The following is a 25,004-nucleotide window of genomic DNA, read 5'->3' as shown; positions in this document are numbered from 1 at the left end:
ATAGAATAAGGGTCACATTTTGTTAAAACAACGAATTTTAACCTCTCTAGTGCTAGCTCCATTAGCATTGGCTTTGGTTTTTTATACACCGCTTACGTTATTTAGTTACTTTGCTGGTGCAATTGTATTATTAGGCGCATGGGAATGGTCTGCATTTATGGGCCTTTGCGACAAGCTTAAACGTGCTGCCTTTGTTGTGTTTATTGGCGCTTTACTTGCCTTGCTTAATTTACATTGGCCTATTGAATCATTATGGGAAAATGGCAAGCTAGTCGGTGATGCAAATTACGTATTTACGCTTTCGTTTGCTTGGTGGATTGTTGCTAGCTATTTAATTTGGCGCTACCCAGAAATGGCTAAAGCGTGGAATGAAGGCCTAGTTATGCGCGGCATTGCAGGATTATTAACGCTTGTGCCGTTATGGCTTGCACTAAATACACTACGTAGCGCGCAATATGCTGAATCAACTCATTTTGGTTCGGTGCTAATTTTAGTGGTACTCGGTATTGTATGGAGCGCAGATGTGGGTGCTTACTTTACGGGTAAAAGTTTTGGTAAACATAAGTTAATGCCTAAAGTAAGCCCTAATAAAACAATTGAAGGGTTAGCAGGCGGTGTAGTCGCTTCTATTATTTTTGTATTAGCATTTTGTCACTTTACCGATGTTGATTTAGTTGTATGGCCTGTGTACGCGATAATGACAGCATTTATTGCGTTGTTTTCTGCGGTAGGTGATTTACTGGAAAGCATGTTTAAACGTGAAGCTGGTTTAAAAGATAGCGGTCGATGTTTACCAGGACACGGCGGTATTTTAGATAGAATTGACAGCTTAACGGCTGCTGCTCCAATGTTTGTTATGTGCTATGCGTGGACTCTTAGTTTATGAGCCAAAAGCAATTGCTGGTTATTTTAGGCGCAACGGGCTCAATTGGTTTAAGTACACTTGATGTTGTGTCGCGCAATAAAGAGTTATTTGATGTTTTTGTTTTGGCTGCAGGACAAAATGCAAAGAAAATGGCGGAGTTGTGTATTGAACATGAACCGCTTTATGCGATTATGGCTAACCAGCAGGCCGCAGAGCAATTATCTGCGTATTTAGCTAATACTCAGTGCCAAACTCTTGTTATGCACGGTGAGCAAGCAATGAGTGACTTATGTGCTCATCCTGATGTTGACATTGTAATGTCGGCAATTGTAGGTGCAGCTGGTTTACTACCCACATTAAGTGCTGTTGAAGCGGGTAAAAAAGTACTACTAGCTAATAAAGAATCTTTAGTTATGTCAGGTCAGTTGTTTATTGATAAAGTTAAACAACATAAAGCCACTTTGCTGCCAATAGATAGCGAACATAATGCAATTTTTCAATGTCTACCTTCTTCGTTACAAAATGCCAAAGGCGATCAAAAACTACAGCAACATGGCGTAAGTAAAATTTTACTTACCGGCTCTGGTGGCCCATTTTTAACGCGTGATATAAATACGTTAAAAGATGTAACCGTAAGTGAAGCCGTTGCACACCCTAACTGGTCGATGGGTCAAAAAATATCAGTAGATTCCGCAACTATGATGAACAAAGGCTTAGAGTTTATTGAAGCTAAGTGGTTATTCAATTGTGATGCGAGTGATATTGATGTGGTTATTCATCCACAAAGTATCATTCATTCAATGGTGCAGTACCACGATGGTTCTATTTTAGCGCAAATGGGTAACCCCGATATGCGCACGCCAATTGCCCATGCACTTGCGTATCCTGAGCGAATTAATGCGGGTGTTAAACCGTTAAATTTCTCTGACATTTGTGATTTTTCGTTTACTAAACCTGATTTTTCTCGTTATCCAAATTTACAATTAGCGATTGATGCGTGTAGTGCAGGGCAGGGCGCGACAACAACGGTTAACGCAGCAAATGAAATAGCTGTGGGCGCATTCTTAAACGGTAAAATTGGTTTTACCGATATATACAAAATAAATGCACAGACGCTAGAAGCTGCAACTTACACCAATGTGCAAAGCCTAGATGAAATTTTAGAGTGTGATAAATTAGCGCGTATTAGCGCTTCAGAATTTATAACAAAAGTGGCGCATTAATATGTTTGATTTTTTTTGGAATCTTGGCTCATTTATTTTAGCGCTTGGTATTTTAGTGGCCATACATGAATATGGCCATTTTTGGGTTGCACGAAAAATGGGCGTTAAAGTGCTGCGTTTTTCAATTGGTTTTGGTAAGCCACTGTTAAAATGGCATGACAAATATAATACCGAATACGTGATTGCCGCTATTCCATTAGGTGGTTATGTAAAAATGCTTGATGAGCGAGTTGATGACGTACCAGCAAATCAACGCCACTTGTCGTTTAACTCTAAATCTGTACAAGCGCGTATTGCTATTGTTGCTGCGGGACCAATGGCTAACTTTTTGTTTGCCATTTTTGCTCTTGCGGTGATGTATATGGTAGGAGTGCAATCGGTTAAGCCAGTTGTTGGCAGCATAACCGAAGGCAGTCGCGCAGAGCAGGCGGGCATTATGCCTTCTCAACATATTATAAAAATTGGTAATGATGACATAACGACATGGCAAGATGCCACGTTTGCGCTTATGTCTAACTTAGGCGAAGAAAGCGTTGAAGTTATTGTTCGTGATAAAAACCTTCAACCACGCGTTAAAACGCTTAATTTAGAGGGGTGGAAGCTTGACCAGCGAGACGTGCCACCATTAAGTTCGTTAGGTATTGTGCCATTTAGACCTCAAGCAACTTTAACAATTGCCGCCGTAACTAAAGACTCAGCCGCAGAACACGCTAATTTACAAGTTAACGACACAATTCTGGCTGTAAACGGTGAAACAACAAGCAATTGGCAGCAATTAGTTAATCTTATTACGCAATCAGCTAACAAATCTTTACAATTTAGTGTAAAAAGACAAGATACTATACAAGCTATTACAGTTACCCCTAAAGGGCGCATTGATAATAACGGTATTGAGCAAGGCTTTTTAGGTGTTGCTCCTGTTGTACAGCAATGGCCTGATGGCTATGTAGAGACAAGGCATTACGGCCCGCTCGATAGTATTGTGCGAGGCACAAAAGAAACGTGGCGCTTAATTACACTCAGTTTCGACATGATTGGTAATTTAATTACAGGCCAGGTTTCGGTTAAAAATTTAAGTGGTCCTGTGGGCATTGCAGTAGGCGCTGGAACTAGCGTAAGCTATGGGTTAGTGGCCTTTTTAAGCTTTTTAGCCTTAATAAGCGTTAACTTGGGTGTATTTAATTTATTACCCTTACCAGTGCTTGATGGCGGACACTTAATGTATTACATAATTGAACTTTTTCGTAAAAAGCCGGTCTCTGAAAAGACACAAGAGTTTGGTTTTAAAGTGGGTGCCTTGTTGCTCATTTTTCTAACATGTTTCGCTTTGTTCAATGATGTATCGCGTTTGTAGTTACAGCGTGGCAAATTACTAATTAGAACACGATTGTAAAGCACCACTAGTAAGGTGTTATGCGGTAATACAGTTGTAAAGGATAAAGATAATAAAATGGCTATAAAAAAACATTTGGCAATAACAAGTTTATTGGGTGCAAGTTTTGCAGCCCTAGGCCAAAACTCCTTTATTGTTGAAGACCTGAAAGTTGAAGGTTTGCAGCGCGTAGCACTTGGTGCAGCGCTAACACATATTCCTATTAACGTAGGCGATAATGTTGATGACTATACGATTTCAAAAACAATAAAGTCACTTTATCGTTCTGGGCACTTTGATAACATAAAAGCACTTCGTGATGGCAACAACGTTATTTTTAAAGTAACGGAACGTCCTACCATCAGCTTTATTGAGTTTGAAGGCAATAAAGACATTAAAGACGAGCAGCTTAATGAGTCTCTTGATCAGCAAGATATTCGCCAAGGTGAACCACTTGATAAAACCGTTATCGATAGTATCGAAAAAGGCTTAGTTGAGTTTTTCCACAGCATTGGTAAATACAACGCTAAAGTAGACATCAGTATTACTAAGCTGCCACGTAACCGCGTTAAACTTAAGTTAGAGTTTGATGAAGGTGATGCTGCTTCTATCCGCCAAATTAACTTAGTGGGTAATGAACTTTTTTCTAATGAAGAGCTTCTTAAACTTGCTGAATCGCAGCAAGATTTACCTTGGTGGCAGTTTATGGGTAGCGACCGTTACCAAAAGCAAACCATTGAAGGCGATTTAGAAAAAATTCGTAGTTATTATTTAGACCGTGGTTACCTACGTTTTAATATCGACTCAACGCAAGTTTCAGTGAGCCCTGAACGTGAATCAGTTTACGTTACAGCTAACTTAACTGAAGGCGTAAAATATAAAGTTAAAGGTTTTGACTTTATTGGTGACTTGCTTGGCCGTGAAGACTTAATTAAAAGTGTTATCCCACTTAGAGCGGGTGAGCTTTATAACGGTTCTGTAGTTACTTCATCTGAAGAGTTTATTAAAAGCTACTTAGCACGTTTTGGTTACGCTAATGCTGAAGTGCGTACAATTCCAGAAATTGACGACGAAAAGCAAGAAGTACAATTAACACTATCGGTTAATCCAGGTAAGCGTGTATACGTTCGTCGTATTATTGTTGGCGGTAACCAAAATACGGCAGATGAAGTACTTCGTCGTGAAATGACACAACTTGAAGGCGCATGGTTATCTAATCAAAACCTTGAGCGTTCAAAACTGCAAATTCAACGTCTACCTTACATGGAAACTGTTGATTTTAACGTAGTGCCTGTACCCGGAGTGGATGACCAAGTAGATGTAGACTTTACTGTAAAAGAGCAATCTGCAGGTAGCTTTAATGCTGGTCTTGCTTATGGTTCTTACTTAGGTCTGCAGTTTAATATTGGTGTAACAGAATCTAACTTTTTAGGCACAGGTAACCAAATTGGTTTAAACCTTAATACGTCTACAGGTTCTGAAAGCTTAAGCTTATCGTACACAGACCCATACTTTACGCCAGATGGTGTATCGCAAGGCAGTAGCATCTTTTACAGAAACTACGATGCAAGTAAATTCAGTCTTGTTGAATATAAATCGAAAAGTTATGGTTTAGGCACAAATATTGGTTTTCCAATTGATGCTGTAAATCGTGTTAACTTTGGCGCCCGTTGGATTAAAGAAGAGCTTTCGGATATTGCAGAGTACGAGCAAACGCGTGTACTTCGTGAAACATTCTTAGATCCAGATAACCCAGATGCAGGCTTTGACTTTACTAAGTATGAGCTGAGTGTTGGCTGGTCGCGTATCACCGTTAACCGTGGTTTATTCCCAACAGCGGGTTCGCGTCAAACTCTAAACTTAACAGCAACAACGCCTAACTCAGATCTTCAGTACTTTAAACTGAATTACGATTCGCGTTTTTACTGGCCTATATCAAATGACCACCGTTGGGTATTCTCAACGCGTGCAGCACTTGGTTATGGTAATGGTTATGGTTCTACAAACGGGTATGAGCAAACACTTCCATTCCAAGAGTACTTCCGTATAACGGAAATGGAACTACGTGGCTTTGACCGTAATACAATATTACCACGTGCTGTGTCGCGTATACCGCAGTCTATTCCGGGTACGCCAGGTGCAGACGGTACTACAACCGGTAGCATTGGTGGTGCATCAGAATTTGATATTCTAGTGCCACAAGGTCGTATTGGTGGTAATGCTAAAGCAGTGGCAGGTATGGAGCTAATTGTTCCTACACCATTCTTAGATGAAGAAAATACCAGCTCTGTACGTACTAGCTTCTTTGTTGATGCTGCAAACGTATGGGATACTGAGTTTAACGTAGACCGCTATCAAAACTTAGGCGTTGATGAACGTGCTAAATTAGATGACTATTCAGACCCAATGCGTTTTAGGGTTTCAACCGGTCTTTCATTACAATGGATCTCTCCAATGGGTCCAATGCTGATCAGTTTTGCGTATCCATTGCAAAAAGAAGAAGATGACGATACGAAAACCATCAGCTTTAACATTAGTAACACTTTCTAAAGGAGTTTTTTGTGAAAAAATTATTTAAATCAACAGCTGTAGCAGTTTTAGCAACGTTAATGATGGGTACTTCTGTGAATGCATTTGCACACAAAGTAGGTATTGTTGATATGCAGGAAATCTACAAGCAAATTCCTCAAATGGCTAAAATTGAACAGTCTTTACAAACTGAGTTTGCTGAACGTCGTCAAGAGCTTGAAAAGTTACAAGGCGATATTCGTTTTGAAGCTGAAAAATTTAAACGTGAAAGTACAACGATGAGCCAAGCTCAAAAAGATACTCTGCGTGAAAAAATTCAAGGCATGCAAAAAAATCTTGCTGAACAAGGTCGCCCTTTAGAGCAAGAAATTAAAGCGCGTCAAAACCAAGAGCTTGCTAAAGTTCAAGGTGTAATCATCAAAACAATTGAAGAGATTGCTAAAGACGGCGACTTCGACGAAGTTAAAGTAAAAGACACTACTATTTACTTTAACCCTAAAGAAGTGACTGACCTTTCATCTAAAGTTGTAGCCGCTGTTAGTAAGAAATAATCACTCTATGCAAAATTATACGCTTTCGCAAATTGCGGAACTTCTAGGCGCCGAACTTCAGGGTGATGGCGCTTTAGAAATAAAAAAAATAGCGACACTTGCAAATGCCCATTCTGGGCATATTGCATTTTTAGCGAACTCAAAATATCGATCGCAACTTGAAACTACCCAAGCTAGTGCTGTAATAGTAAGCCAAGCCGATGCAGAGTACTTTAGTGGCAGCAAAATTATTGTTGCTAATCCGTATGTAAGTTACGCAAAATTAGCGCAATTTATGGATACAACACCACGCTCAGCCTCGACGGGTATTCATCCAAGTGCAACTGTTCATTCAACAGCGATTGTTAGTGATAGCGCCGCTATTGGTGCTAACGCAGTCATTGAAGCTCATGCAGTGATAGGTGACAACGCGCAAATTGGTCCGAACAGTTTTATCGGGGAACGTGTTAAAATAGGTTCTGGCACTAAGCTTTGGCCTAGTGTGACTATTTATCACGATGTTGAAATTGGTTCAGATTGTTTGTTTCAAGCAAATAGTGTTGTAGGTAGTGATGGGTTTGGCTATGCAAATGAGCGCGGGCAGTGGGTTAAGATACCTCAGCTTGGTTCAGTGATCATAGGCAACAAAGTTGAAATTGGTGCAAGTACGACAATTGATCGTGGTGCACTGGACAATACCATCATTCATAGCAATGTTATTATCGATAATCAGTGTCAAATAGCGCACAACGTTGAAGTTAATTCAGGCACCGCAATAGCGGGCTGCACTGTACTTGCAGGAAGCGTTACCATTGGCAAGAACTGTCAAATTGGTGGCATGGTTGCAATTAATGGTCACATGTCTGTATGTGATGGTGTTATAATTACCGGCATGAGTATGGTGACAAAATCAATCACCGAACCAGGTATTTACTCATCTGGTATGCCCCATACAACAAACAAAGAATGGCGTAAATCAATAGCTCACTTGCGTAACCTTTCAGACATGAAATCTCGTCTTAAAGCGCTTGAAGCATTGGCTAAGTCATAACGTTGAACACTAATAAGGATGCTATTTTGGCAAACGAATTAAATAGCCTTGATATTCAAGAAATTTTAAGTTTATTACCGCACCGTTACCCGATGCTATTAATTGATCGTGTTATTGATTTTACACCTGGCAAGTCTTTACATGCTATTAAAAATGTTTCTATAAATGAACCGATTTTTACTGGACATTTTCCAAATCAGCCAATTTTTCCTGGTGTGCTAATATTAGAATCAATGGCGCAAGCAACGGGTTTATTAGGTTTTAAAACAGTAGAAAACCGTAGCGAAAACGAATTGTATTTGTTTGCTGCTGTTGATAACGCACGTTTTAAACAACCTGTAATTCCTGGTGATACAATGCATCTTCATGTTGAGTTTTTAAAAGAACGTCGCAACATTTGGAAGTTTGCTGCAGAAGCTAGAGTCGACGGCAAAATAGTGTGTAGTGCCGAAATTATGTGTGCGAGAAGAGAGTTTTAATAGTGATCCATTCTACAGCAATAATCGAACCTGGCGCTAAACTAGGCAACAATGTCTCAGTTGGTCCGTATAGTTATATTGGCAATGATGTTGTTATCGGTGATAACTGTATTATTGAGTCTCACGTTGTTGTTAAAGGGCCGTCAACTATTGGCTCTGGCAATCATATTTTTCAGTTTGCGTCTGTGGGTGAAGCCTGCCAAGACAAAAAATACAACAACGAGCCAACCACTTTAATCATGGGTGATAACAACGTTATCCGTGAATGTGCCACTATTCACCGTGGTACGATTCAAGACCAAGGTGTTACTAAAATTGGTAGTAATAATTTGTTTATGGCTTATACACACGTTGCACATGACGCGGTAATTGGCGATAACGTAATTTTTGCTAACAACGCAAGTGTGGCCGGCCATGTACATGTAGGCGATTGGGTTATCCTTGGTGGTAATTCGGGTGTTCATCAGTTTTGTAAAATTGGTGCACATGCCTTTATTGGTATGTATTCAGGTGTTAACAAAGATGTACCACCATTTGTTACTACCATTGGTATGCCTGCAGGTCCTGCAGCTATCAATAAAGAAGGCATGAAGCGTCGTGGTTTCGAAAGTGATGAAATTATGGCTGTACGCCGTGCATACAAAGCATTTTATCGTAAAAGCTTAGGTGCTGAAGAAGCTATTGAGTCGCTTAGTGAAGATGCCGCAAAGTATCCTGCTGTGAAATTGATGGTCGACTTTGTTAAAAACTCAGAGCGCGGCATCGTAAGATAATTCGCGGGTTTGCTTTAAGCATTAAAAAAACCACCCTAGATGATAAATCGAAGGTGGTTTTTTATTGCCCTGCTTAAAGCTAATTCAGTTAATACTCAGGGTACTTGAGTTAGTATGCGGGTAATTTATATAATAAAAGCCGTCCTATGCGTTTACCTAAGTTAGTTCTCACTCTTTTTATTACTTCAGTTTTAGCCGCTTGTAGTAGCCAGCCTATTGTTAAATCATCTGCTGGAGAAATCACTCAAGTTGGGAAAGCATCTTTTTATGCTGATAAATACCACGGAAGAACAACCGCCAACGGAGAGCGCTTTAGTCAACAAGCCGCCACGGCAGCCCATTTAGAATTCGATTTTGGTACTACGGTGGTTGTTACTAATCTAGCCAATAACAAATCAGTCACGGTAAGAATTAACGATAGAGGCCCGTATGTGCGAGGTCGTATTATTGATTTATCAAAAAGTATGTTTAAAAAGATAGCCGACCCTAAGGTCGGCGTTATTGATGTATCAGTAAAGGTTTTAAAACCGGGTAGTTAGCGCAACATAACCAGGATAAGCCCCACTGAGCTCTTTATGAGAGCCTTGTGCGACTACTTTACCGCCTTCCAACCATACAACATTATCCATTTGAGCAAGTAGAGCGGGATCGTGCGTAATTGTGAGCACGCTCGCGTTATTCATAACATGCATTATTGCTTGCATTACCCCTTGCTTAGACTGATTATCAAGACCTTCTGTTGGTTCATCAAGAACTAAAATAGCCGGACTTTTAAGTAATGCTTGTGCAATAGCTATACGTCTAGACTGACCTTGCGACACATTACGCCCGCCAGTGCCTAATCGTGTTTTTAAACCTTCTTTTAGTTCATTAAACCATGGGCTTAATTGCGCTAATGAGAGCGCTTCAATCATTTGCTCTTTAGTTGCATTTGGCGCGGCATAACGTAAATTTTCACTCAGTGTTCCATCAAAAATATGGTGCTGCTGAGCTAATATATTTATCACACTTGCGCGTATATCATTATTTAACGAATGTAAGTCAACAACGCTATTTTGATTATTTAGCGTTATGCTGCCTTGTTGTAAAGGCCATAAACCAGTAAGTAAATTTACAAGCGTCGTTTTACCGCTGCCGCTTCTACCTACAATTGCTACTTTTTGCTGGGGCATTAACTCAAAACTGATATCAGTTAGTGCTGTTTGCTCACCATATTGGTAGCTAATATTGTTAAGTGCTAGCGTGTGGTTTTGCGCGCTAAAGCTTTTATCAACGTCTACATGTGTATCTTTAACTTGTGAGCTAGCTGCTTTATCTTCAAGTGTAAACAACCGCTCTGCAGCTTTTAATACACTAGGAAGCTCTATAAAAGCATTGGGTAGTAGCAATACGCTTTCAAAGCTTGCCAGTACAAATAAACTTAACATAGCAAGTTCTACATTTACCATACTGCTTGCGTAAACCAGCGGGACTATGGTTACTATGCTAGCAAGCATGGCTAATTGAACAACCAACAAGCTTAACCCATCTGAGTTTGCCAGTGCTTTGTGGCGAATAAATAATTGCTGATTGTACTGCTCGCTTAATTCGTCGCACTTATTAAGCTGCTGCGAACGGGCTTGATAAATACTAAGCTCTCTAAGGCCTGTAAGTGTATCTGAAAGCTCAGAGCGAAGTTGTGCACTAAGTTGTGTTTCTTTGTGGCTGTTTTTAGTGAGCTTTGCGCTGAGTAGGGCAGGTATAACCACACCAATAAGTATAATGCCAGTAAAGCAAATAAGGGCGACGTTGCCATTATAGGCCGACATAAACAGCATGATGATTGGCACACTTAAAAGAGCGACTAGCATAGGAAGTAAAACGTTTAAATAAAATTTGTCGAGTGCGTCTACATCGTTTTGTAATCGGTTAACTAGATCAGCACTGCGGCTCATTGCTAAATCAACATTGTTAAGCTTACTTAACGTTGCAAATACATTGGTACGTATTTCACTTAGTAATAAAAACGTGGCGTTATGAGTAACTAGGCGTTCGCCATAGCGCGATGCTGTTCGCACAATTGCTAAAAACCGAATCGTTCCTGCTGGAGTAAAGTAGTTCATTTGCACGCCCGCAAGACCTGCAGCCGCCATTGACGCTAAAAACCAGCCAGAAATAGCCAACAAGCCCACATTAGCTAATACCGTAATCGTTGCTAAAAATGTACCCAATAGCATAGCTTTATAATGAGGAGCACAAAGCTTTAATAAGCGAATAAAATTATGCATGCGCAACCCCTTGTTTAGCCGTTTTTAGTAAGTTAGCAAATGCACCATTTTGCGCTGCAAGTGTTTCAAAGTGTCCTTGCTCAGCTATTTTCCCATCGTGCATAACAATGATATTGCTGGCATGTTTAACGGTATTTAGTCGATGAGCAATGACTAATACTAAGTTGTTTTTAGCGTATTCATTAATAGCATCTTGAATAAGCAGCTCTGTTTGGCTATCAAGGTGCGCTGTAGGCTCATCAAGCACTAAAACTGGTGCTTGTTTTATGAATGCACGTGCGAGTGCGATGCGTTGCTTTTGTCCGCCAGAAAGCCCTTCCCCTTGCTCACCTATCAGTGTGTTAAAACCATCGGGTAGGGTATTTATAAATTCAAGCACACCAGCTTGCTTTGCTGCATGTTCAAGCTCTTGCTGTGTGGCAGTTGGTTTGGCCAATTTAATGTTGGCAGCAATGGTGTCGTAAAACAGCGTCGCTTTTTGTGGTATCCATGCAATGTTATTTTGCAGGTAAGTAATATCGGTTGTGCTTAAACTCTGATCATTAATAGATAGGTGGTTTATCACCTCAGGGTGAAACCCTAATAAGCAATCAAACAACGTACTTTTACCTGAGCCACTACTGCCCACAACGGCAATTAAGCCTTTATTTGGCAGTGTTAAATTTATATTTTTAATGCCTTCGTTACTATCTGGGTATATAAAATTGAGGTCGGTAATACTTATGGAGTTAATTGCATTTAAAGTTAAATTGTTTTCAGGCGAGCTTGTAGTCACTGACGCATTTTCGTCACTTGGCAGTGGTGCATTTAAAATCGCAACCATATCGGCAGCGGCACTAATGCCTTGTAAACGTGCATGGTAATGGCTACCTAGCTGGCGCAGTGGTAAATAAAATTCAGGCGCTAAAAGTAGCACCACAAAGCCAGTAGCAAAATCAAGAGTGCCAAAAAACAGTCTAAAACCAATAATTACTGCGACTAATGCCACGCTAATGGTGGCTAAAAACTCAAGTGCAAATGATGATAAAAACGCGATTTTTAAAACATCGAGTGTAGCGTGTCTAAAATCATCTGAAATTTTAGCTATTTGTTTAAGCTCGGTACGTGTTGCATTAAATAGCTTGAGTTGAGTTAAACCTTGTACGCGGTCAAAAAAGTAATTGCCCAGTACAGCAAGTTGCTTCCAGCGTTTTTGGTTTAAAGCTTCGGCCTTTGAGCCTACTAAAATCATGAAAAAAGGAATGAGCGGGGCGGTTAATAAAAATATCAGCCCAGCTTTATAATCTGTCGGAAAAATAACAACCAATATTGCCAGCGGAATAAGCGCGCTGTAAGCAGCACCAGGTAGGTATTTAGCATAATAGTCGTGGAGTGCTTCTACGCCATTATGTAGGGTATTTAATGTAGCGCCTTGGCCGTGTTGTTCTATATAGCTTGGGCCAAGTAAGCTGAGCTTATTTAGAAGTGTTTGGCGCATAGCCGATTTTATTTTAAGTGCAGCATATGCACTCAAGCGTTCGCTTAATGCTAAAAACACCGCGCGCAATAAAATAATGCCTGCTAAGGGCCATAATAAATGAGTAACTTGGGCTAAATTATTACCTTCAAACATAACGTTGTGAATAGTTTGCGCAAGTAAATAAGCACCTGCAATCATCAGTAATGCGTTAAAAGTACCCAGTGCAATGCTTAACTTTAACCACACTGCAGCGGGTTTACTTTGACGCTTTAAAAAAGCGCGCAGTGATTGCTGCTGCGCGCGATCTGGTCGGGGGTTAGTCGTCATCTTTTGTGTTGTTAGCATCGTTTAATAAATCGTGCATGGCTTGTTCATCATCAGCAATGCTGTTTTTATTTTGATGAAATTCGTACCACATTACATTTATTACACCTAAGGTACAGGCCAAAAGTACACCTAAAATCCAAGCGAAATACCACATAGTTTAGTCTCCTTAGTAGCTACCGTGAGTGTTGTTTTCAATTTCTTCAACCGTTACTCTGCGCCACATTTTTACATAACACCAGGTGGTGTAAGTTAAAATAAGTGGAACAAAAATACACACTGCAACAAACATTACATTGAGCGTTTTATGGCTCGATACCGCATCCCAAATTGTTAAGCTAATATTTGGATTGTTGCTTGATGGCATAATAAATGGGAACAGTGAAACACCGGCCGTCATAATCACGCCAATTAACATTAAGCTTGTTGAAATAAGTCCAAGTGCTGGTTTGTTCAATTTAGAAAACAATAGCGCACTTAGTGCCATTACAAACGCTAAAATAGGAAAGGTCATAGTCCATGGGCGTTCACTGTAATTGCTAAGCCACGCGCCTTGGGCTGTTGTTACTACTTTAGCTAATGGATCTGCATGACTTTGTGTATCAGGCATAGATACAATTTGGTAACCCGTTAAATTAGCAACCCAAAAACCAGCGCCTGCAAACAGTATAATAAACACAATCAGTGAATAACGACCATATTGCCCTGAGCGATCTGCTACTGCATCAGCTGTACGAAGCTGTAACCACATACCAGCATGAGCAATTAGCATAGTGATACTCACTAAACCAGCAAGCAAACCAAACGGGTTAAGTAAGCCAAAAAATGAACCTTGGTAGCTAACACGCATTAAGTTATCAATATTAAATGGTACGCCTAAAAATAAGTTACCAAATGCAACACCAAAAACTAATGCTGGAATCGCGCTGCCTGCAAGCAGACCCCAATCCCAGTTATTACGCCAACGTTTTGAGTCTACTTTACTGCGGTAATCAAACCCTAGTGGTCTAAAAAATAGAGCAAATAGTACTAGCATCATGGCAAAGTAAAAGCCCGAAAATGCAGCGGCATAAACCATAGGCCACGCTGCAAATAACGCGCCGCCTGCGGTAATAAACCATACTTGGTTACCATCCCAATGCGGGCCAATAGTGTTTATTACCGTACGGCGCTCTGAATCTGTTTTACCAACGAGGCGAAGCAACATAGCAACGCCCATATCCATGCCATCGGTAATAGCAAAGCCAATAAGCAGCACACCAATGATCAACCACCAAAGCATTTTTAATGTTTCATAATCAAAAATCATGACTGCTCTCCTTCAGTTTGATCCGTTTTATTTGGCAATTCAAAATGATATTTACCAGTATGCAGCGAGCTTGGCCCTTGTTTAACAAAACGGATCATCAACCAACCTTCAACAATGGCTAAACCAGTATAGAAAACAATAAATCCAGTTAAGCTAATTAAAATATCGTTTACTGTTAGTGACGACGTGGCTAAAAAGGTCGGCAGTATTTCAGATATAGCCCAAGGTTGACGTCCATACTCAGCAACTATCCAGCCAAATTCAATAGCTATCCACGGTAGTGGAATGCTCAATACGGCAGCCCATAACAACCAGCGTTTTTGCTCAATAACGCGATGTGCGTTATAGTAAAATGCCAATATAAATACACCCAACATGGCTACACCACAGGCAACCATAATCCTAAATGACCAAAACATAGGGCCTACTTTAGGGAAGGAGTCTTTAACGGCTTTTTGAATGTGCTCTTCGGTAGCATCTACAACATCAGGTGTGTAGCGCTTAAGTAGCAAGCCATAACCTAAATCATCTTTTAGGGTATTAAACTTAGCAACATTTTCTGGCGTATCTTCACCGTTTCTGAGTTTTGTAAGGTATTCATAAGCAATCATACCGTTGCGAATACGTACTTCGTGTTGTTTTTCTAGGTCGTTAATACCCGTTACTTGCTCATCAAGTGAACGCGTAGCAATTAACCCAAGTGCGTAAGGTATTTTAACCGCAGCATGTGTTACTTGCTCTTCTGAATCAGGAAAACCAAATGCGGTAAACGCAGCCGGAGCCTCTTCTGTGTGCCATTCAGCTTCAATCGTGGCAAGTTTTACTTTTTGAACTTCACCTACTTCGTAGCCTGATTCGTCACCGAGTAAAATTACACATAAAATTGATGCTAAACCAAAGCCCGATGCGACCGAAAAAGAACGTTTAGCAAACGCTAAATCACGACCTTTTAATATGTACCAACTACTTATGCCCAGTACAAACATAGATGCAGCTACATAACCTGCCGATACGGTATGAATAAACTTAACTTGTGCTACAGGATTAAACACAAGCTCAGCAAAGCTGGTCATTTCCATGCGCATGGTTTGATAGTTAAATTCAGCACCTACTGGGTTTTGCATCCAACCGTTGGCAATCAAAATCCACAGCGCCGACATGTTAGTACCAATGGCCATTAAAAAGGTTGCACCTAAATGTTGGCGTTTAGAGAGTCTGTCCCAGCCTAAAAAGAACATACCTACAAAGGTCGATTCTAAAAAGAATGCCATTAAACCTTCAATAGCCAGGGGAGCCCCAAAAACATCACCTACGTAATGGGAGTAATAAGACCAGTTAGTACCAAACTCAAATTCCATGGTAAGGCCTGTCGCCACACCAATTGCAAAGTTAATACCAAACAATTTTCCCCAAAACTTAGTCATATCACGATAAATTTCGCGACCGGTCATAACATAAACCGATTCCATAATAACTAAAATCCAGGTCATACCTATCGTTAACGGTACGAATAAGAAATGAAAGAGAGCGGTAACAGCAAACTGTAATCGCGATAGATCCACAAAGGTTTCATCTATCATTATTGGCTCCTTGAGAGTGACGGATTAACAGGGCAACATTTAATTGGCAAAGTTAAGGTTTAATGAACTTTCAGTAATTACTGAAAGTTTGTAATAGTATTTACTTTTGTGCAATTTTTGTCAACATACATATTAGTAAAACTTAATATATATTTCCTATGCTACATCAGTATTAAAAACAAACAACATAAAGCCTTAACTTACGTGATAAAAAACCAGTTATTTAAAGCGTTTAACCAAACAGTAAAACACGGTAAACTAACAAGCATGAACGCCTGGTTTACTTGTGAAATAAAATCAAATGAATAAAGATAAAAAACAACTACGAATTGGTATTGTGGCAGGTGAACTGTCGGGCGATATTTTAGGTGAAGGCTTAATTAAAGCCCTTAAAAAACACTTTCCGGACGCCATTTTTGAAGGAATAGCAGGACCTAAAATGCAAGCGCAGGGCTGTACAACACTTTACGATATGGATGAGCTTTCGGTAATGGGGCTTGTTGAGGTGCTAGGGCGTTTGCCGCGTTTGCTTAAAATACGTAAACAACTCGTGCAGCATTTTGTAGATAACCCACCTGATGTATTTATTGGTATTGATGCACCCGATTTTAACTTACGCGTTGAAAAGCCACTTAAAGATGCGGGCATTAAAACAGTACAGTATGTAAGTCCGTCTGTTTGGGCGTGGCGCGAAAAGCGAATTCATACAATAAGTGCAGCGACTAATTTAGTGTTGGCGTTATTACCATTTGAAAAAGAATTTTACGATAAGCACCAAGTGCCATGTACATTTGTGGGTCATACTTTGGCAGACGATATAGCGCTTGAGCACGACGATACTAAAGCACGTGCAGAACTCGGCTTAAGCCTTGATGACAAAGTACTGGCGTTACTTCCTGGTAGCCGAGGCTCAGAAGTTGGTTTACTAAGCGAAACTTACATTAAAACAGCTGCAGAGCTGCAAGCTAAAAACCCCAATCTTAAAATTGTGGTGCCACTGGTTAACGAAAAACGCAAAGCGCAGTTTACTGATATATTAAACGCTACCGCGCCAAACCTTAATGTTAACCTGCTTGATGGACAATCAAAATTAGCGATGCAAGCTGCTGATGCTATTTTATTAGCGTCGGGCACTGCAACACTTGAAGGTATGCTTTATAAAAAGCCAATGGTAGTCGGTTATAAAATAAAGCCGTTGAGCTATTGGATATTTAAAACTTTATTTACGTTTAATATTAAGTATTTTTCGTTGCCTAACTTATTAGCAGACGAAGAGTTAGTGCCTGAGTTTTTACAAAGTGAGTGTAATGTGGCTAATTTAACAAATGCGCTTACTCCTATGCTCAACACTGATAACAAAGAGCTAAAAGCACGCTTTTTAGCTATTCACGAAAAAATTAGATTAAATGCCAGCGAACAAGCAGCCAACGCTGTGGCGGAGTTAATAAATGCAAATTGATAGACCTAATGTATCCTTAATTGCCGGTGTAGATGAAGTAGGGCGCGGCCCGCTTGTTGGTGATGTAGTTACTGCCGCCGTCATTTTAGATCCCACTAAACCAATAGCTGGCTTAGCGGATTCTAAAAAATTAACAGATAAAAAACGCCAAGCGCTTGCGATTGAAATAAAAGAAAAAGCATTGTGTTATGCCTATGGGCGCTGCAATCCAACAGAAATTGATGAGTTAAATATTCTGCACGCGACTATGCTTGCCATGACCCGTGCAGTAGAGGCATTAAGTACGCAACCTGAATTTGTATTTATAGATGGTAATCGTTTGCCAAAACTCACTATGCCAGCGCAAGCTATTGTTAAAGGCGATAGCTTAGTGGCCGAAATTTCAGCGGCGTCTATTTTAGCTAAAGTAGCACGCGATGACGAAATGATTGAGCTTGATAAACGCCACCCTGAATATGGCTTTGCAGGGCACAAAGGGTATCCAACAAAAGCACATTTTGCAGCGCTTGAGCAGTACGGCGCGATTGATGAACATCGTAAAAGCTTTAAACCTGTGCAGCGTGTATTGGCGCAAGCCAATGGTGAGGGTTAAGCATGGCTGCTCCTGATTTTGTTCATTTAAGAGTTCATTCAGATTTTTCGATGGTTGACGGCCTTGCTAAAACAAAGCCAATAGTTGCTAAAGCGCAAGAGCTGCAAATGCCCGCTATTGCGATTACCGATCAAATGAACTTTTGTGGCTTAGTGCGCTTTTATGGCGCAACACATAACGCCGGTATTAAGCCTATTGTGGGTGCTGACTTTTGGGTTCGTAGCCCAGAATTTCCTGACGAGCCAAGCCGCTTAACCATATTAGCCAAAGACAACGACGGCTATAAAAATATTACCTTATTAATATCTAAAGCGTATCAGCGTGGGCATGTGTTTCATCGCCCCGTTATTGACCGAGAATGGCTGGTGGAACATAAAACGGGCTTAATTATTCTCTCGGGCGCTAAAGATGGTGACTTAGGTAAAGCGTTACTAAAAAATAACCCGAGTGTTATTGAGTCGGTTGTTAGTTTTTACAAGCAGCATTTTAGCGACAACTACTACCTTGAGCTTGTTCGCACTAATCGACCGCTTGAAGAAGACTACTTACACATGGCGGTAGAGCTTGCTACCAAAGAGCAGTTACCTGTTGTAGCAACCAACGAAGTAGTGTTTTTAAAGCCTGAAAACTTTGAAGCGCACGAAATTCGCGTTGCTATTTTTGACGGCTACACGCTTGACGATAAACGCAGACCTAAACGGTTCTCTGAAGAACAATACCTAAAAACATCAGAGCAAATGGCTGAGCTGTTTAGCGACATTCCAGAAGCCCTACAAAACACAGTAGAAATAGCTAAACGTTGTAATGTAACGGTTCAGCTAGGGACTTACTTTTTACCTGATTACCCAACTGGCTCACTCAAGATTGATGAGTTTTTAGTTAAAGTATCAGAAGACGGTCTTGAAGAGCGATTACAGTTTTTATTCCCCGACGAAGAAGAGCGAAAAGTAAAACGTGTTGAATACGATGAGCGACTTGATATAGAGCTTGGCGTAATTAACCAAATGGGATTCCCAGGTTACTTCTTAATCGTAATGGAGTTTATTCAGTGGAGTAAAGATAACAATATTCCGGTTGGGCCTGGTCGTGGTTCAGGTGCGGGTTCGTTAGTTGCGTACGCACTTAAAATTACCGATTTGGACCCACTTGAATTCGACTTGCTTTTTGAGCGGTTTTTGAATCCAGAACGTGTATCAATGCCCGATTTCGACGTCGATTTTTGTATGGATAGACGAGACGAAGTAATTGATCACGTGTCGGCTTTGTATGGGCGTAATGCGGTATCGCAAATTATTACCTTTGGCACCATGGCTGCAAAAGCGGTAATACGCGATGTAGGGCGAGTGCTTGGGCACCCTTACGGGTTTGTTGATCGTATTTCTAAAATGATTCCAGGCGATCCTGGGATGACACTTGCCAAAGCGTTTGATATAGAACCGCGCTTGCAAGAAGCCTACGATGGCGATAACGAAGTAAAAGACTTAATCGACATGTGTCGCATCCTAGAAGGGTGTACACGTAACGCCGGTAAACATGCGGGTGGCGTAGTAATATCGCCAACCACTATTACCGACTTTGCCGCGCTTTATTGCGATGACGAAGGTAAGTTTCCGGTCACGCAATTTGATAAAAACGACGTAGAAACTGCAGGCTTAGTTAAGTTCGATTTCTTGGGTTTACGTACACTGACTATATTGCAGTGGGCGGTCGAAATGACCAACGTGCGCATGGAGCGCCAAGGTAAAGACCTCGTTGATATAAATACCATCCCACTGGATGATAAAAAAAGTATTGAATTATTACTTCGCGCTGAAACGACTGCTGTATTCCAGCTAGAGTCGCGCGGTATGAAAGACTTAGTACGCAGACTTAAGCCCGACTGCTTTGAAGATATGATTGCACTAGTGGCCTTGTTTCGACCAGGTCCGCTGCAATCAGGCATGGTAGATAACTTTATCGACCGAAAACTGGGCCGCGAAGAAATCTCATACCCAGATGCGCAGTATCAGCACGAAAGCTTAAAACCAATACTTGATCCAACGTACGGCATTATCTTGTATCAAGAACAAGTAATGCAAATTGCGCAAGTACTAGCAGGTTACACGCTAGGTGGCGCCGACATGCTGCGTCGTGCAATGGGTAAGAAAAAACCCGAAGAAATGGCAAAGCAGCGTTCAACGTTTGAAGATGGCGCAAGAAATAACGGCATTGACGGCGAACTCGCAATAAAAATCTTCGACTTGGTAGAAAAGTTCGCAGGTTACGGTTTTAATAAATCTCACTCGGCGGCGTATGCACTTGTTTCGTATCAAACGCTGTGGATGAAAACGCATCATCCTGCAGAGTTTATGGCTGCGGTAATGTCGGCTGATATGGATAACACCGACAAAATCGTTATTTTGGTGGATGAATGTGAAAACATGAAGCTCACCTTATTGCCGCCAGATGTGAATGCAGGTGAGTTTAAGTTTACAGTAAACTTGCAAGGCGAGATTGTTTACGGCATTGGCGCGATAAAAGGCGTAGGTGAAGCACCGGTTGATGCAATATTAGAAGCGCGTGCAAAAGGGGGCCCATTTAAAGATTTATTTGATTTTTGTGCCCGAGTTGATTTAAAACGCTTAAATAAACGCGTGACCGAAAAATTAATTTATTCAGGTGCACTCGATAATTTAGGGCCAGAAAAAACCCAAGCTGGCCGTGCTACATTACTAGCAAGTTTAAAAAGTGCAATGCGGGCAGCCGACCAACACAACAAAGCTGAGCTATTAGGGCAAAGTGATTTATTTGGTTTATTAGCCACTGAGCCTGATGAAGTAGAACAAGCCTTTATTAAAGCCACAGGCCTAACTGATAACGAATGGTTAGATGGTGAAAAAGAAACCCTAGGCCTTTATTTAACTGGGCATCCGATAAATCAGTACCGCCGTGAGCTTAGGCATTATACCAGCGGGAAAATAGTTGATTTACAGCCAACGAACCGCGATGTATTTGCAACAGCCGCAGGTTTGGTGATTGCTTCTAGGGTATTAATTAACAAAAAAGGAAATCGTTGGGCCTTAGTAACTTTAGATGACAAGAGTGCACGGATTGATGTACGCTTGTATTCAGACGAGTTTGAAAAGTACCAAGATATGCTCCAAGTTAACAATATCTTGGTAATATCTGGACAGGTCAGCTTTGATAACTTCTCCGGTGGTATTACAATGACCGCCAGAGAAATAAACACCATTGCTCAAGCGCGTGAAAAGCGTATTAAAGCGATTAAAATGACGCTGAACATGGTGCAAGTCGAGGCAGGTTTCTTCGATAAATTACAAAAAGTACTCGAACCCTATAAAATGGGAACGTGTCCGATCAAGGTTTATTACCAACGTCCAGATGCGTTGGCGCAATTAACTCTTGGGATCGAATGGTGTGTTACGCCAAGTGACGACTTAATTCATAAGTTATCACTAATGGCTGCGCAAGATGTAGAACTAGAATTTAACTGATTAGGTAGTTTAGAGCATGAGCCTCAATTATCTTGATTTTGAGCTTCCAATTGCAGAATTAGAAGCAAAAATTGAAGAATTACAAAATATAAGCCGCGCTGGCGAATTAGACCTTGAGTTAGAAGAGGAAGTCAGCAAATTAAAAGAAAAAAGTGCCAAACAAAAACAGGAGATTTTTTCTAATTTAGGCGCTTGGCAAGTATCACAGTTAGCACGTCATCCGTTGCGTCCTTACACTCGAGATTATATCGAGCGCATTTTCACGGAATTTGACGAGTTTGCTGGCGATCGTACTTTTGCTAACGATCCGGCTATTTTAGGAGGCGTTGCGCGTTTAGATGGCGAACCAGTAATGGTTATTGGCCAACAAAAAGGCCGTGACACTGCTGAAAAAATTAAACGCAACTTTGGTATGCCAAAGCCAGAAGGTTACCGTAAAGCTTTACGCTTAATGGAAATGGCTGAGCGTTTTAAAATGCCAATCATGACCTTTATCGACACGCCGGGTGCATACCCAGGTGTTGGCGCTGAAGAACGTGGTCAATCTGAAGCAATCGCGCGTAACTTAAAAGTAATGGCGACACTTAAAGTGCCGACAATATGTACGGTTATTGGTGAAGGCGGTTCAGGTGGTGCATTAGCGATTGGTGTTGGCGACAGAGTTAACATGTTGCAATACAGCACTTACTCTGTAATTTCGCCTGAAGGTTGTGCGTCTATTCTTTGGAAAAGCGCCGACAAAGCACCACTTGCAGCAGAAGCAATGGGTGTAACCGCAGAGCGAGTTAAAGAACTAGATTTAATCAGTAACTTAATTGATGAACCTCTAGGTGGCGCGCACCGCAATTACGATGCTATGGCACGTAACTTAAAAGTTCGCCTTAAACGTGACTTAGCAGACCTACAAGCGCTTACGCTTGAAGAAATGCTTGATCAACGTTACAAACGTTTAATGTCGTTTGGTTATTGCTAAACACATTAAATGTTAAAAAAAGCCGCTTATGCGGCTTTTTTGCTTTAAAATGTTCAGAGTTTTTATATAAAAGTGCGCCCATATGCATACATCAGCAATTTATCAGCAATTAAAAAAATCATTAAATAGCTATATTGAGCAAGGTAACACTGCTTTTACAGTGGCGCTTTCTGGTGGCGTTGATTCTGTGGTGTTGTTGCATTTAATGCGCACTTTAAAAGTAGATAACCCTGCAATTAATGTATCGGCTATTTATGTCCACCATGGCTTGAGCCAGTATGCTGATGACTGGCAACACTTTTGCAAAAACGTATGCATTGAGCTTAATGTGCCTTTTGAAGCTGCGAAAGTTGTAATTGAGCAGCAGTCGCGCACAAGTCTTGAAGCCCAAGCACGCGACGCCCGTTATAAAGCACTTGATGAACTAAGCCCACAAGGCAGCATTATTTTACTGGGCCAACACTTAAACGATCAAGTAGAAACGTTTTTATTGCGCTTAAAGCGTGGCTCAGGTTTAAAAGGGCTTGGTTCTATGTATAAAGAGCGCTTTCTGCAAAGTGGGCGTATATGTTTTAGACCATTACTAAATGTAGCTCGCAGCGATATAGAAGCGTTTGCAACGCAGTTTAGTATTAGCCACATAACCGATGACTCTAATACAGATGAAAGTTTTGATCGTAACTTTTTACGCTCAAAAATAGTACCTGTGTTAGCTGAGCGCTTTAATGGGTTTGAACAATGCACTGCACGAAGTATTGAGCTACTACAGCAGCAACAAACATTACTTGATGAATATACTCAGCTTGATTTAAATAAGTGTATTAACGAGCATCAAGCACTTTGCATTGGCCAGATAAGCGAATACAGCGCAGCGCGCATTGCAAATATAGTACGTGCGTGGCTTGCATTATTTACACAAGTGATGCCATCGCAAAAGCAGCTCGAGCAAATTATTAATCAAGCAATGTGCGCAAAAAACGATGCACAAATGCGTATTGATTTGCTCGATGGGCAAATACGTCGTCATCAAGGTTATTTGTATTTTGTAACACCAAGTGAAGTATTAACAGATATTGAGCTGGATCATTCACAGCTAAAACTGGCAGACGGGCGCTTATTAATTAAAAGCACCGGTTTTGGAGTAAGACCTCCACACGCTAATGAGCAAGTAATTGTTCGCTTTAATTGCAATAGCGCACGCATTAAACCACTTAAAAAGCCTGGTAGTAATACAGTTAAGCATTGGTTTAAAGATGCAAAAATAGCGCCCTGGCTTCGCGCCAGTGTGCCGCTTATTTTTTATAATGATGAATTAGTTCAAGTGGTTGGTTATTTTATAAGTGCTAAACATATTGATGAAAATGGTATTTTTTGGGAGTGTAAATAAATGAGTAAACAGCCGCATGTTGGTTTGTCGTTAGTTACTAAAGCGCCAGTGGGTATGCTAATAACGGCCGTTATAGCTATTATTGCTAATATTTTACTTGAGCTAAATATAGTTACGCTAGGTTATGCAGTTGCGGGTGGAATTGTATCTGCAGTGCTTTTATTAGCTTATTGGTTAGGTAAAGGTGGATTGTTTTTTATTTTAGGCGTGAGCCTGCCACTGCTTTTAGTATTATTTACACCGCTTGCTACTATTACCGCATTACTTAATTTAATTAGCGGATTCTTTTTTGGTTTTTGTGCCGCGTTGTTTATTTATAAATTGGTAAGTGCAAAGCCTAGCGGGGGAAGCTAGGCTTTTTATTTAATGCAGTTAAGTAAAAACTAATATGCTTTTGCGCAGTTTCTACCAGATGCCTTTGCTTTGTATAAGCCTTTATCGGCGCGAGCAAATATTTCAGTTTCGCTGTCTTGGCTGTTAGCTAAAGTAAAACCAATACTGGTTGTTACTTTATACTTAGACATTAGGGGCGATTTTCTTACTAAGCACATTATCCGCTCAGCAATCACTTTATTCGTTGTAAACTCAGGGTCTTCAATAAGTAAAGCAAACTCATCACCACCAAATCTAAATACCGAATCAGTGCCGCGTATGCTGCTACACAGTACTTTTGAAAACTCTTTAAGTGTATCGTCACCAATTTTATGGCCAAAGTTGTCGTTAACTTGTTTAAAATTATCTAAATCAAGCAGCATTAAACTAAATGGACGCTGGTAACGACGGCAGTTTTCAAGTTTTTGCAGTAAAAAGTCATTAAACTGACTACGGTTATTTAAGCCGGTTAACGCATCTTTTGTGGCAAGCTTTAGTACTCGGCTATACATCATTGCATTACGAAGTGGATAAACCAGCGCAGTATGCAAAGTATGTAGCTTTTTCTCAATGGCTTGACCAAGTGGGAATTTACTAAAATAAATTAGCTGCCCTAAATGTTCTTTACCAATCGCCAAATCAAAAATATAGGGTGTACTATTTGTATCACTCTGTGATGTTTGCGTAGTTCCCAGTGTTGACTGAAACTGTAAACCAGAGAAATTTAACAATTGTTTTGTAAATTTTGCGTATATAGCTAAAACATCCTCAATCACTAAGCTAGTTTGTAGCTCTGTAACGAGTTTATGTGTTTCTGTTATTTCATTTGTTGGCGAATGTTCAGCCGAAAACGGCAAAAAATCACCGCGACCAGACACACGCTGCGTCAAAATATGGACGTTTTCCATTAAATTCTCCCCCGAGGGTGTTACTTTGCAATTACTAAGCGATTTTTGTGCCATATTT

At 40.6% G+C, this 25,004-nt stretch carries 21 protein-coding genes; 15 read left to right on the top strand and 6 right to left on the bottom strand.

Annotation, left to right across the window (positions count from 1 at the left end; translation table 11 throughout):
• Nucleotides 1-19 precede the first annotated feature (19 nt).
• From QL995_RS14770 to QL995_RS14730, 9 genes are all read left to right on the top strand, one after another.
• The gene (locus QL995_RS14770; RefSeq protein ID WP_007580986.1) at nucleotides 20-886 is read left to right on the top strand and encodes a phosphatidate cytidylyltransferase; all 867 of its coding nucleotides are present in this window, start codon (nucleotides 20-22) and stop codon (nucleotides 884-886) included.
• The gene (ispC, locus tag QL995_RS14765) at nucleotides 883-2,088 is read left to right on the top strand and encodes a 1-deoxy-D-xylulose-5-phosphate reductoisomerase (protein WP_024590724.1); all 1,206 of its coding nucleotides are present in this window, start codon (nucleotides 883-885) and stop codon (nucleotides 2,086-2,088) included. Before QL995_RS14770 ends, ispC begins: the two co-directional genes overlap by 4 nt.
• Before the next feature lies 1 nt (nucleotide 2,089).
• A complete protein-coding gene (rseP, locus tag QL995_RS14760) occupies nucleotides 2,090-3,442 on the top strand; it encodes a sigma E protease regulator RseP (RefSeq protein WP_290294478.1) in 1,353 nt (450 codons plus the stop codon).
• Between the two features lie 96 nt (nucleotides 3,443-3,538).
• Nucleotides 3,539-6,010, top strand: a complete 2,472-nt coding sequence (bamA, locus tag QL995_RS14755; protein ID WP_007580991.1) for an outer membrane protein assembly factor BamA — start codon at nucleotides 3,539-3,541, stop codon at nucleotides 6,008-6,010.
• Between the two features lie 11 nt (nucleotides 6,011-6,021).
• Complete coding sequence (locus tag QL995_RS14750; RefSeq protein WP_007580993.1) at nucleotides 6,022-6,540, top strand: OmpH family outer membrane protein; 519 nt, start codon at nucleotides 6,022-6,024, stop codon at nucleotides 6,538-6,540.
• Between the two features lie 7 nt (nucleotides 6,541-6,547).
• A complete protein-coding gene (gene lpxD / locus QL995_RS14745; RefSeq protein ID WP_007580995.1) occupies nucleotides 6,548-7,570 on the top strand; it encodes a UDP-3-O-(3-hydroxymyristoyl)glucosamine N-acyltransferase in 1,023 nt (340 codons plus the stop codon).
• A gap of 26 nt (nucleotides 7,571-7,596) precedes the next feature.
• Entirely contained in the window at nucleotides 7,597-8,049 is a 453-nt protein-coding gene (fabZ, locus tag QL995_RS14740) for a 3-hydroxyacyl-ACP dehydratase FabZ (RefSeq protein WP_007580997.1), read from the top strand.
• Between the two features lie 2 nt (nucleotides 8,050-8,051).
• A complete protein-coding gene (gene lpxA, locus QL995_RS14735) occupies nucleotides 8,052-8,822 on the top strand; it encodes an acyl-ACP--UDP-N-acetylglucosamine O-acyltransferase (protein WP_007580998.1) in 771 nt (256 codons plus the stop codon).
• A 146-nt stretch (nucleotides 8,823-8,968) separates the two neighbouring features.
• A complete protein-coding gene (locus QL995_RS14730; protein WP_101217233.1) occupies nucleotides 8,969-9,361 on the top strand; it encodes a septal ring lytic transglycosylase RlpA family protein in 393 nt (130 codons plus the stop codon).
• On the opposite strand, the gene cydC is transcribed toward QL995_RS14730, so the two are convergent.
• From cydC to QL995_RS14705, 5 genes are read right to left on the bottom strand one after another with little or no spacing between them, the layout of a single operon-like run.
• Nucleotides 9,344-11,089 (bottom strand): thiol reductant ABC exporter subunit CydC, encoded by a 1,746-nt coding sequence (gene cydC, locus QL995_RS14725; RefSeq protein WP_290294477.1) that lies wholly within the window; start codon nucleotides 11,087-11,089, stop codon nucleotides 9,344-9,346. The two genes, QL995_RS14730 and cydC, sit on opposite strands and share 18 nt — an antisense overlap.
• Nucleotides 11,082-12,875 carry a thiol reductant ABC exporter subunit CydD gene (cydD, locus tag QL995_RS14720; protein WP_290294476.1) on the bottom strand — a complete coding sequence of 598 codons (1,794 nt, stop codon included), beginning with the start codon at nucleotides 12,873-12,875 and terminating at the stop codon, nucleotides 11,082-11,084. Before cydD ends, cydC begins: the two co-directional genes overlap by 8 nt.
• Entirely contained in the window at nucleotides 12,865-13,029 is a 165-nt protein-coding gene (gene cydX, locus QL995_RS14715) for a cytochrome bd-I oxidase subunit CydX (protein ID WP_002958303.1), read from the bottom strand. Before cydX ends, cydD begins: the two co-directional genes overlap by 11 nt.
• Nucleotides 13,030-13,041: 12 nt before the next feature.
• Nucleotides 13,042-14,181, bottom strand: a complete 1,140-nt coding sequence (gene cydB, locus QL995_RS14710) for a cytochrome d ubiquinol oxidase subunit II (protein WP_010553740.1) — start codon at nucleotides 14,179-14,181, stop codon at nucleotides 13,042-13,044.
• Nucleotides 14,178-15,761, bottom strand: coding sequence for a cytochrome ubiquinol oxidase subunit I (locus QL995_RS14705; RefSeq protein ID WP_010553739.1), 1,584 nt, complete (start codon nucleotides 15,759-15,761; stop codon nucleotides 14,178-14,180). Before QL995_RS14705 ends, cydB begins: the two co-directional genes overlap by 4 nt.
• A gap of 301 nt (nucleotides 15,762-16,062) precedes the next feature.
• Here QL995_RS14705 and lpxB point away from each other — a divergent pair, with 301 nt between their 5' ends.
• The 6 genes from lpxB (at nucleotide 16,063) to QL995_RS14675 (ending at nucleotide 24,020) form a co-directional block, all read left to right on the top strand.
• Nucleotides 16,063-17,220: a lipid-A-disaccharide synthase gene (gene lpxB, locus QL995_RS14700; RefSeq protein ID WP_290294475.1), complete on the top strand. Its 1,158-nt coding sequence runs from the start codon at nucleotides 16,063-16,065 to the stop codon at nucleotides 17,218-17,220.
• The gene (rnhB, locus tag QL995_RS14695; protein ID WP_010553737.1) at nucleotides 17,210-17,812 is read left to right on the top strand and encodes a ribonuclease HII; all 603 of its coding nucleotides are present in this window, start codon (nucleotides 17,210-17,212) and stop codon (nucleotides 17,810-17,812) included. Before lpxB ends, rnhB begins: the two co-directional genes overlap by 11 nt.
• 2 nt (nucleotides 17,813-17,814) lie before the next feature.
• Nucleotides 17,815-21,306, top strand: coding sequence for a DNA polymerase III subunit alpha (gene dnaE / locus QL995_RS14690; RefSeq protein ID WP_010553736.1), 3,492 nt, complete (start codon nucleotides 17,815-17,817; stop codon nucleotides 21,304-21,306).
• 16 nt (nucleotides 21,307-21,322) lie between these two features.
• Nucleotides 21,323-22,279 (top strand): acetyl-CoA carboxylase carboxyl transferase subunit alpha, encoded by a 957-nt coding sequence (gene accA / locus QL995_RS14685; protein ID WP_007581016.1) that lies wholly within the window; start codon nucleotides 21,323-21,325, stop codon nucleotides 22,277-22,279.
• Between the two features lie 82 nt (nucleotides 22,280-22,361).
• Nucleotides 22,362-23,666: a tRNA lysidine(34) synthetase TilS gene (gene tilS, locus QL995_RS14680; RefSeq protein WP_290294474.1), complete on the top strand. Its 1,305-nt coding sequence runs from the start codon at nucleotides 22,362-22,364 to the stop codon at nucleotides 23,664-23,666.
• Nucleotides 23,667-24,020: a hypothetical protein gene (locus QL995_RS14675; RefSeq protein WP_010553734.1), complete on the top strand. Its 354-nt coding sequence runs from the start codon at nucleotides 23,667-23,669 to the stop codon at nucleotides 24,018-24,020.
• A 29-nt stretch (nucleotides 24,021-24,049) separates the two neighbouring features.
• Here QL995_RS14675 and QL995_RS14670 read toward each other — a convergent pair whose 3' ends face one another.
• Nucleotides 24,050-24,946: a GGDEF domain-containing protein gene (locus QL995_RS14670; protein WP_024590733.1), complete on the bottom strand. Its 897-nt coding sequence runs from the start codon at nucleotides 24,944-24,946 to the stop codon at nucleotides 24,050-24,052.
• Between the last annotated feature and the right edge of the window lie 58 nt (nucleotides 24,947-25,004).

It is taken from the genome of Pseudoalteromonas sp. APC 3358, assembly GCF_030408075.1.
GTDB lineage: Bacteria > Pseudomonadota > Gammaproteobacteria > Enterobacterales > Alteromonadaceae > Pseudoalteromonas > Pseudoalteromonas arctica.
Note: the sequence above shows the minus strand (reverse complement) of the source record. Positions and strands in the feature narration are given on the sequence as shown.

Coding starts and splice junctions, on each gene's coding strand:
- ispC (WP_024590724.1), top strand. CDS start 883: ATGAGCCAAAAGCAATTGCTGGTTATTTTAGGCGCAACGGGCTCAATT.
- rseP (WP_290294478.1), top strand. CDS start 2,090: ATGTTTGATTTTTTTTGGAATCTTGGCTCATTTATTTTAGCGCTTGGT.
- bamA (WP_007580991.1), top strand. CDS start 3,539: ATGGCTATAAAAAAACATTTGGCAATAACAAGTTTATTGGGTGCAAGT.
- lpxD (WP_007580995.1), top strand. CDS start 6,548: ATGCAAAATTATACGCTTTCGCAAATTGCGGAACTTCTAGGCGCCGAA.
- QL995_RS14730 (WP_101217233.1), top strand. CDS start 8,969: ATGCGTTTACCTAAGTTAGTTCTCACTCTTTTTATTACTTCAGTTTTA.
- cydC (WP_290294477.1), bottom strand. CDS start 11,089: ATGCATAATTTTATTCGCTTATTAAAGCTTTGTGCTCCTCATTATAAA.
- cydD (WP_290294476.1), bottom strand. CDS start 12,875: ATGACGACTAACCCCCGACCAGATCGCGCGCAGCAGCAATCACTGCGC.
- cydX (WP_002958303.1), bottom strand. CDS start 13,029: ATGTGGTATTTCGCTTGGATTTTAGGTGTACTTTTGGCCTGTACCTTA.
- cydB (WP_010553740.1), bottom strand. CDS start 14,181: ATGATTTTTGATTATGAAACATTAAAAATGCTTTGGTGGTTGATCATT.
- QL995_RS14705 (WP_010553739.1), bottom strand. CDS start 15,761: ATGATAGATGAAACCTTTGTGGATCTATCGCGATTACAGTTTGCTGTT.
- lpxB (WP_290294475.1), top strand. CDS start 16,063: ATGAATAAAGATAAAAAACAACTACGAATTGGTATTGTGGCAGGTGAA.
- rnhB (WP_010553737.1), top strand. CDS start 17,210: ATGCAAATTGATAGACCTAATGTATCCTTAATTGCCGGTGTAGATGAA.
- dnaE (WP_010553736.1), top strand. CDS start 17,815: ATGGCTGCTCCTGATTTTGTTCATTTAAGAGTTCATTCAGATTTTTCG.
- accA (WP_007581016.1), top strand. CDS start 21,323: ATGAGCCTCAATTATCTTGATTTTGAGCTTCCAATTGCAGAATTAGAA.
- tilS (WP_290294474.1), top strand. CDS start 22,362: ATGCATACATCAGCAATTTATCAGCAATTAAAAAAATCATTAAATAGC.
- QL995_RS14675 (WP_010553734.1), top strand. CDS start 23,667: ATGAGTAAACAGCCGCATGTTGGTTTGTCGTTAGTTACTAAAGCGCCA.
- QL995_RS14670 (WP_024590733.1), bottom strand. CDS start 24,946: ATGGAAAACGTCCATATTTTGACGCAGCGTGTGTCTGGTCGCGGTGAT.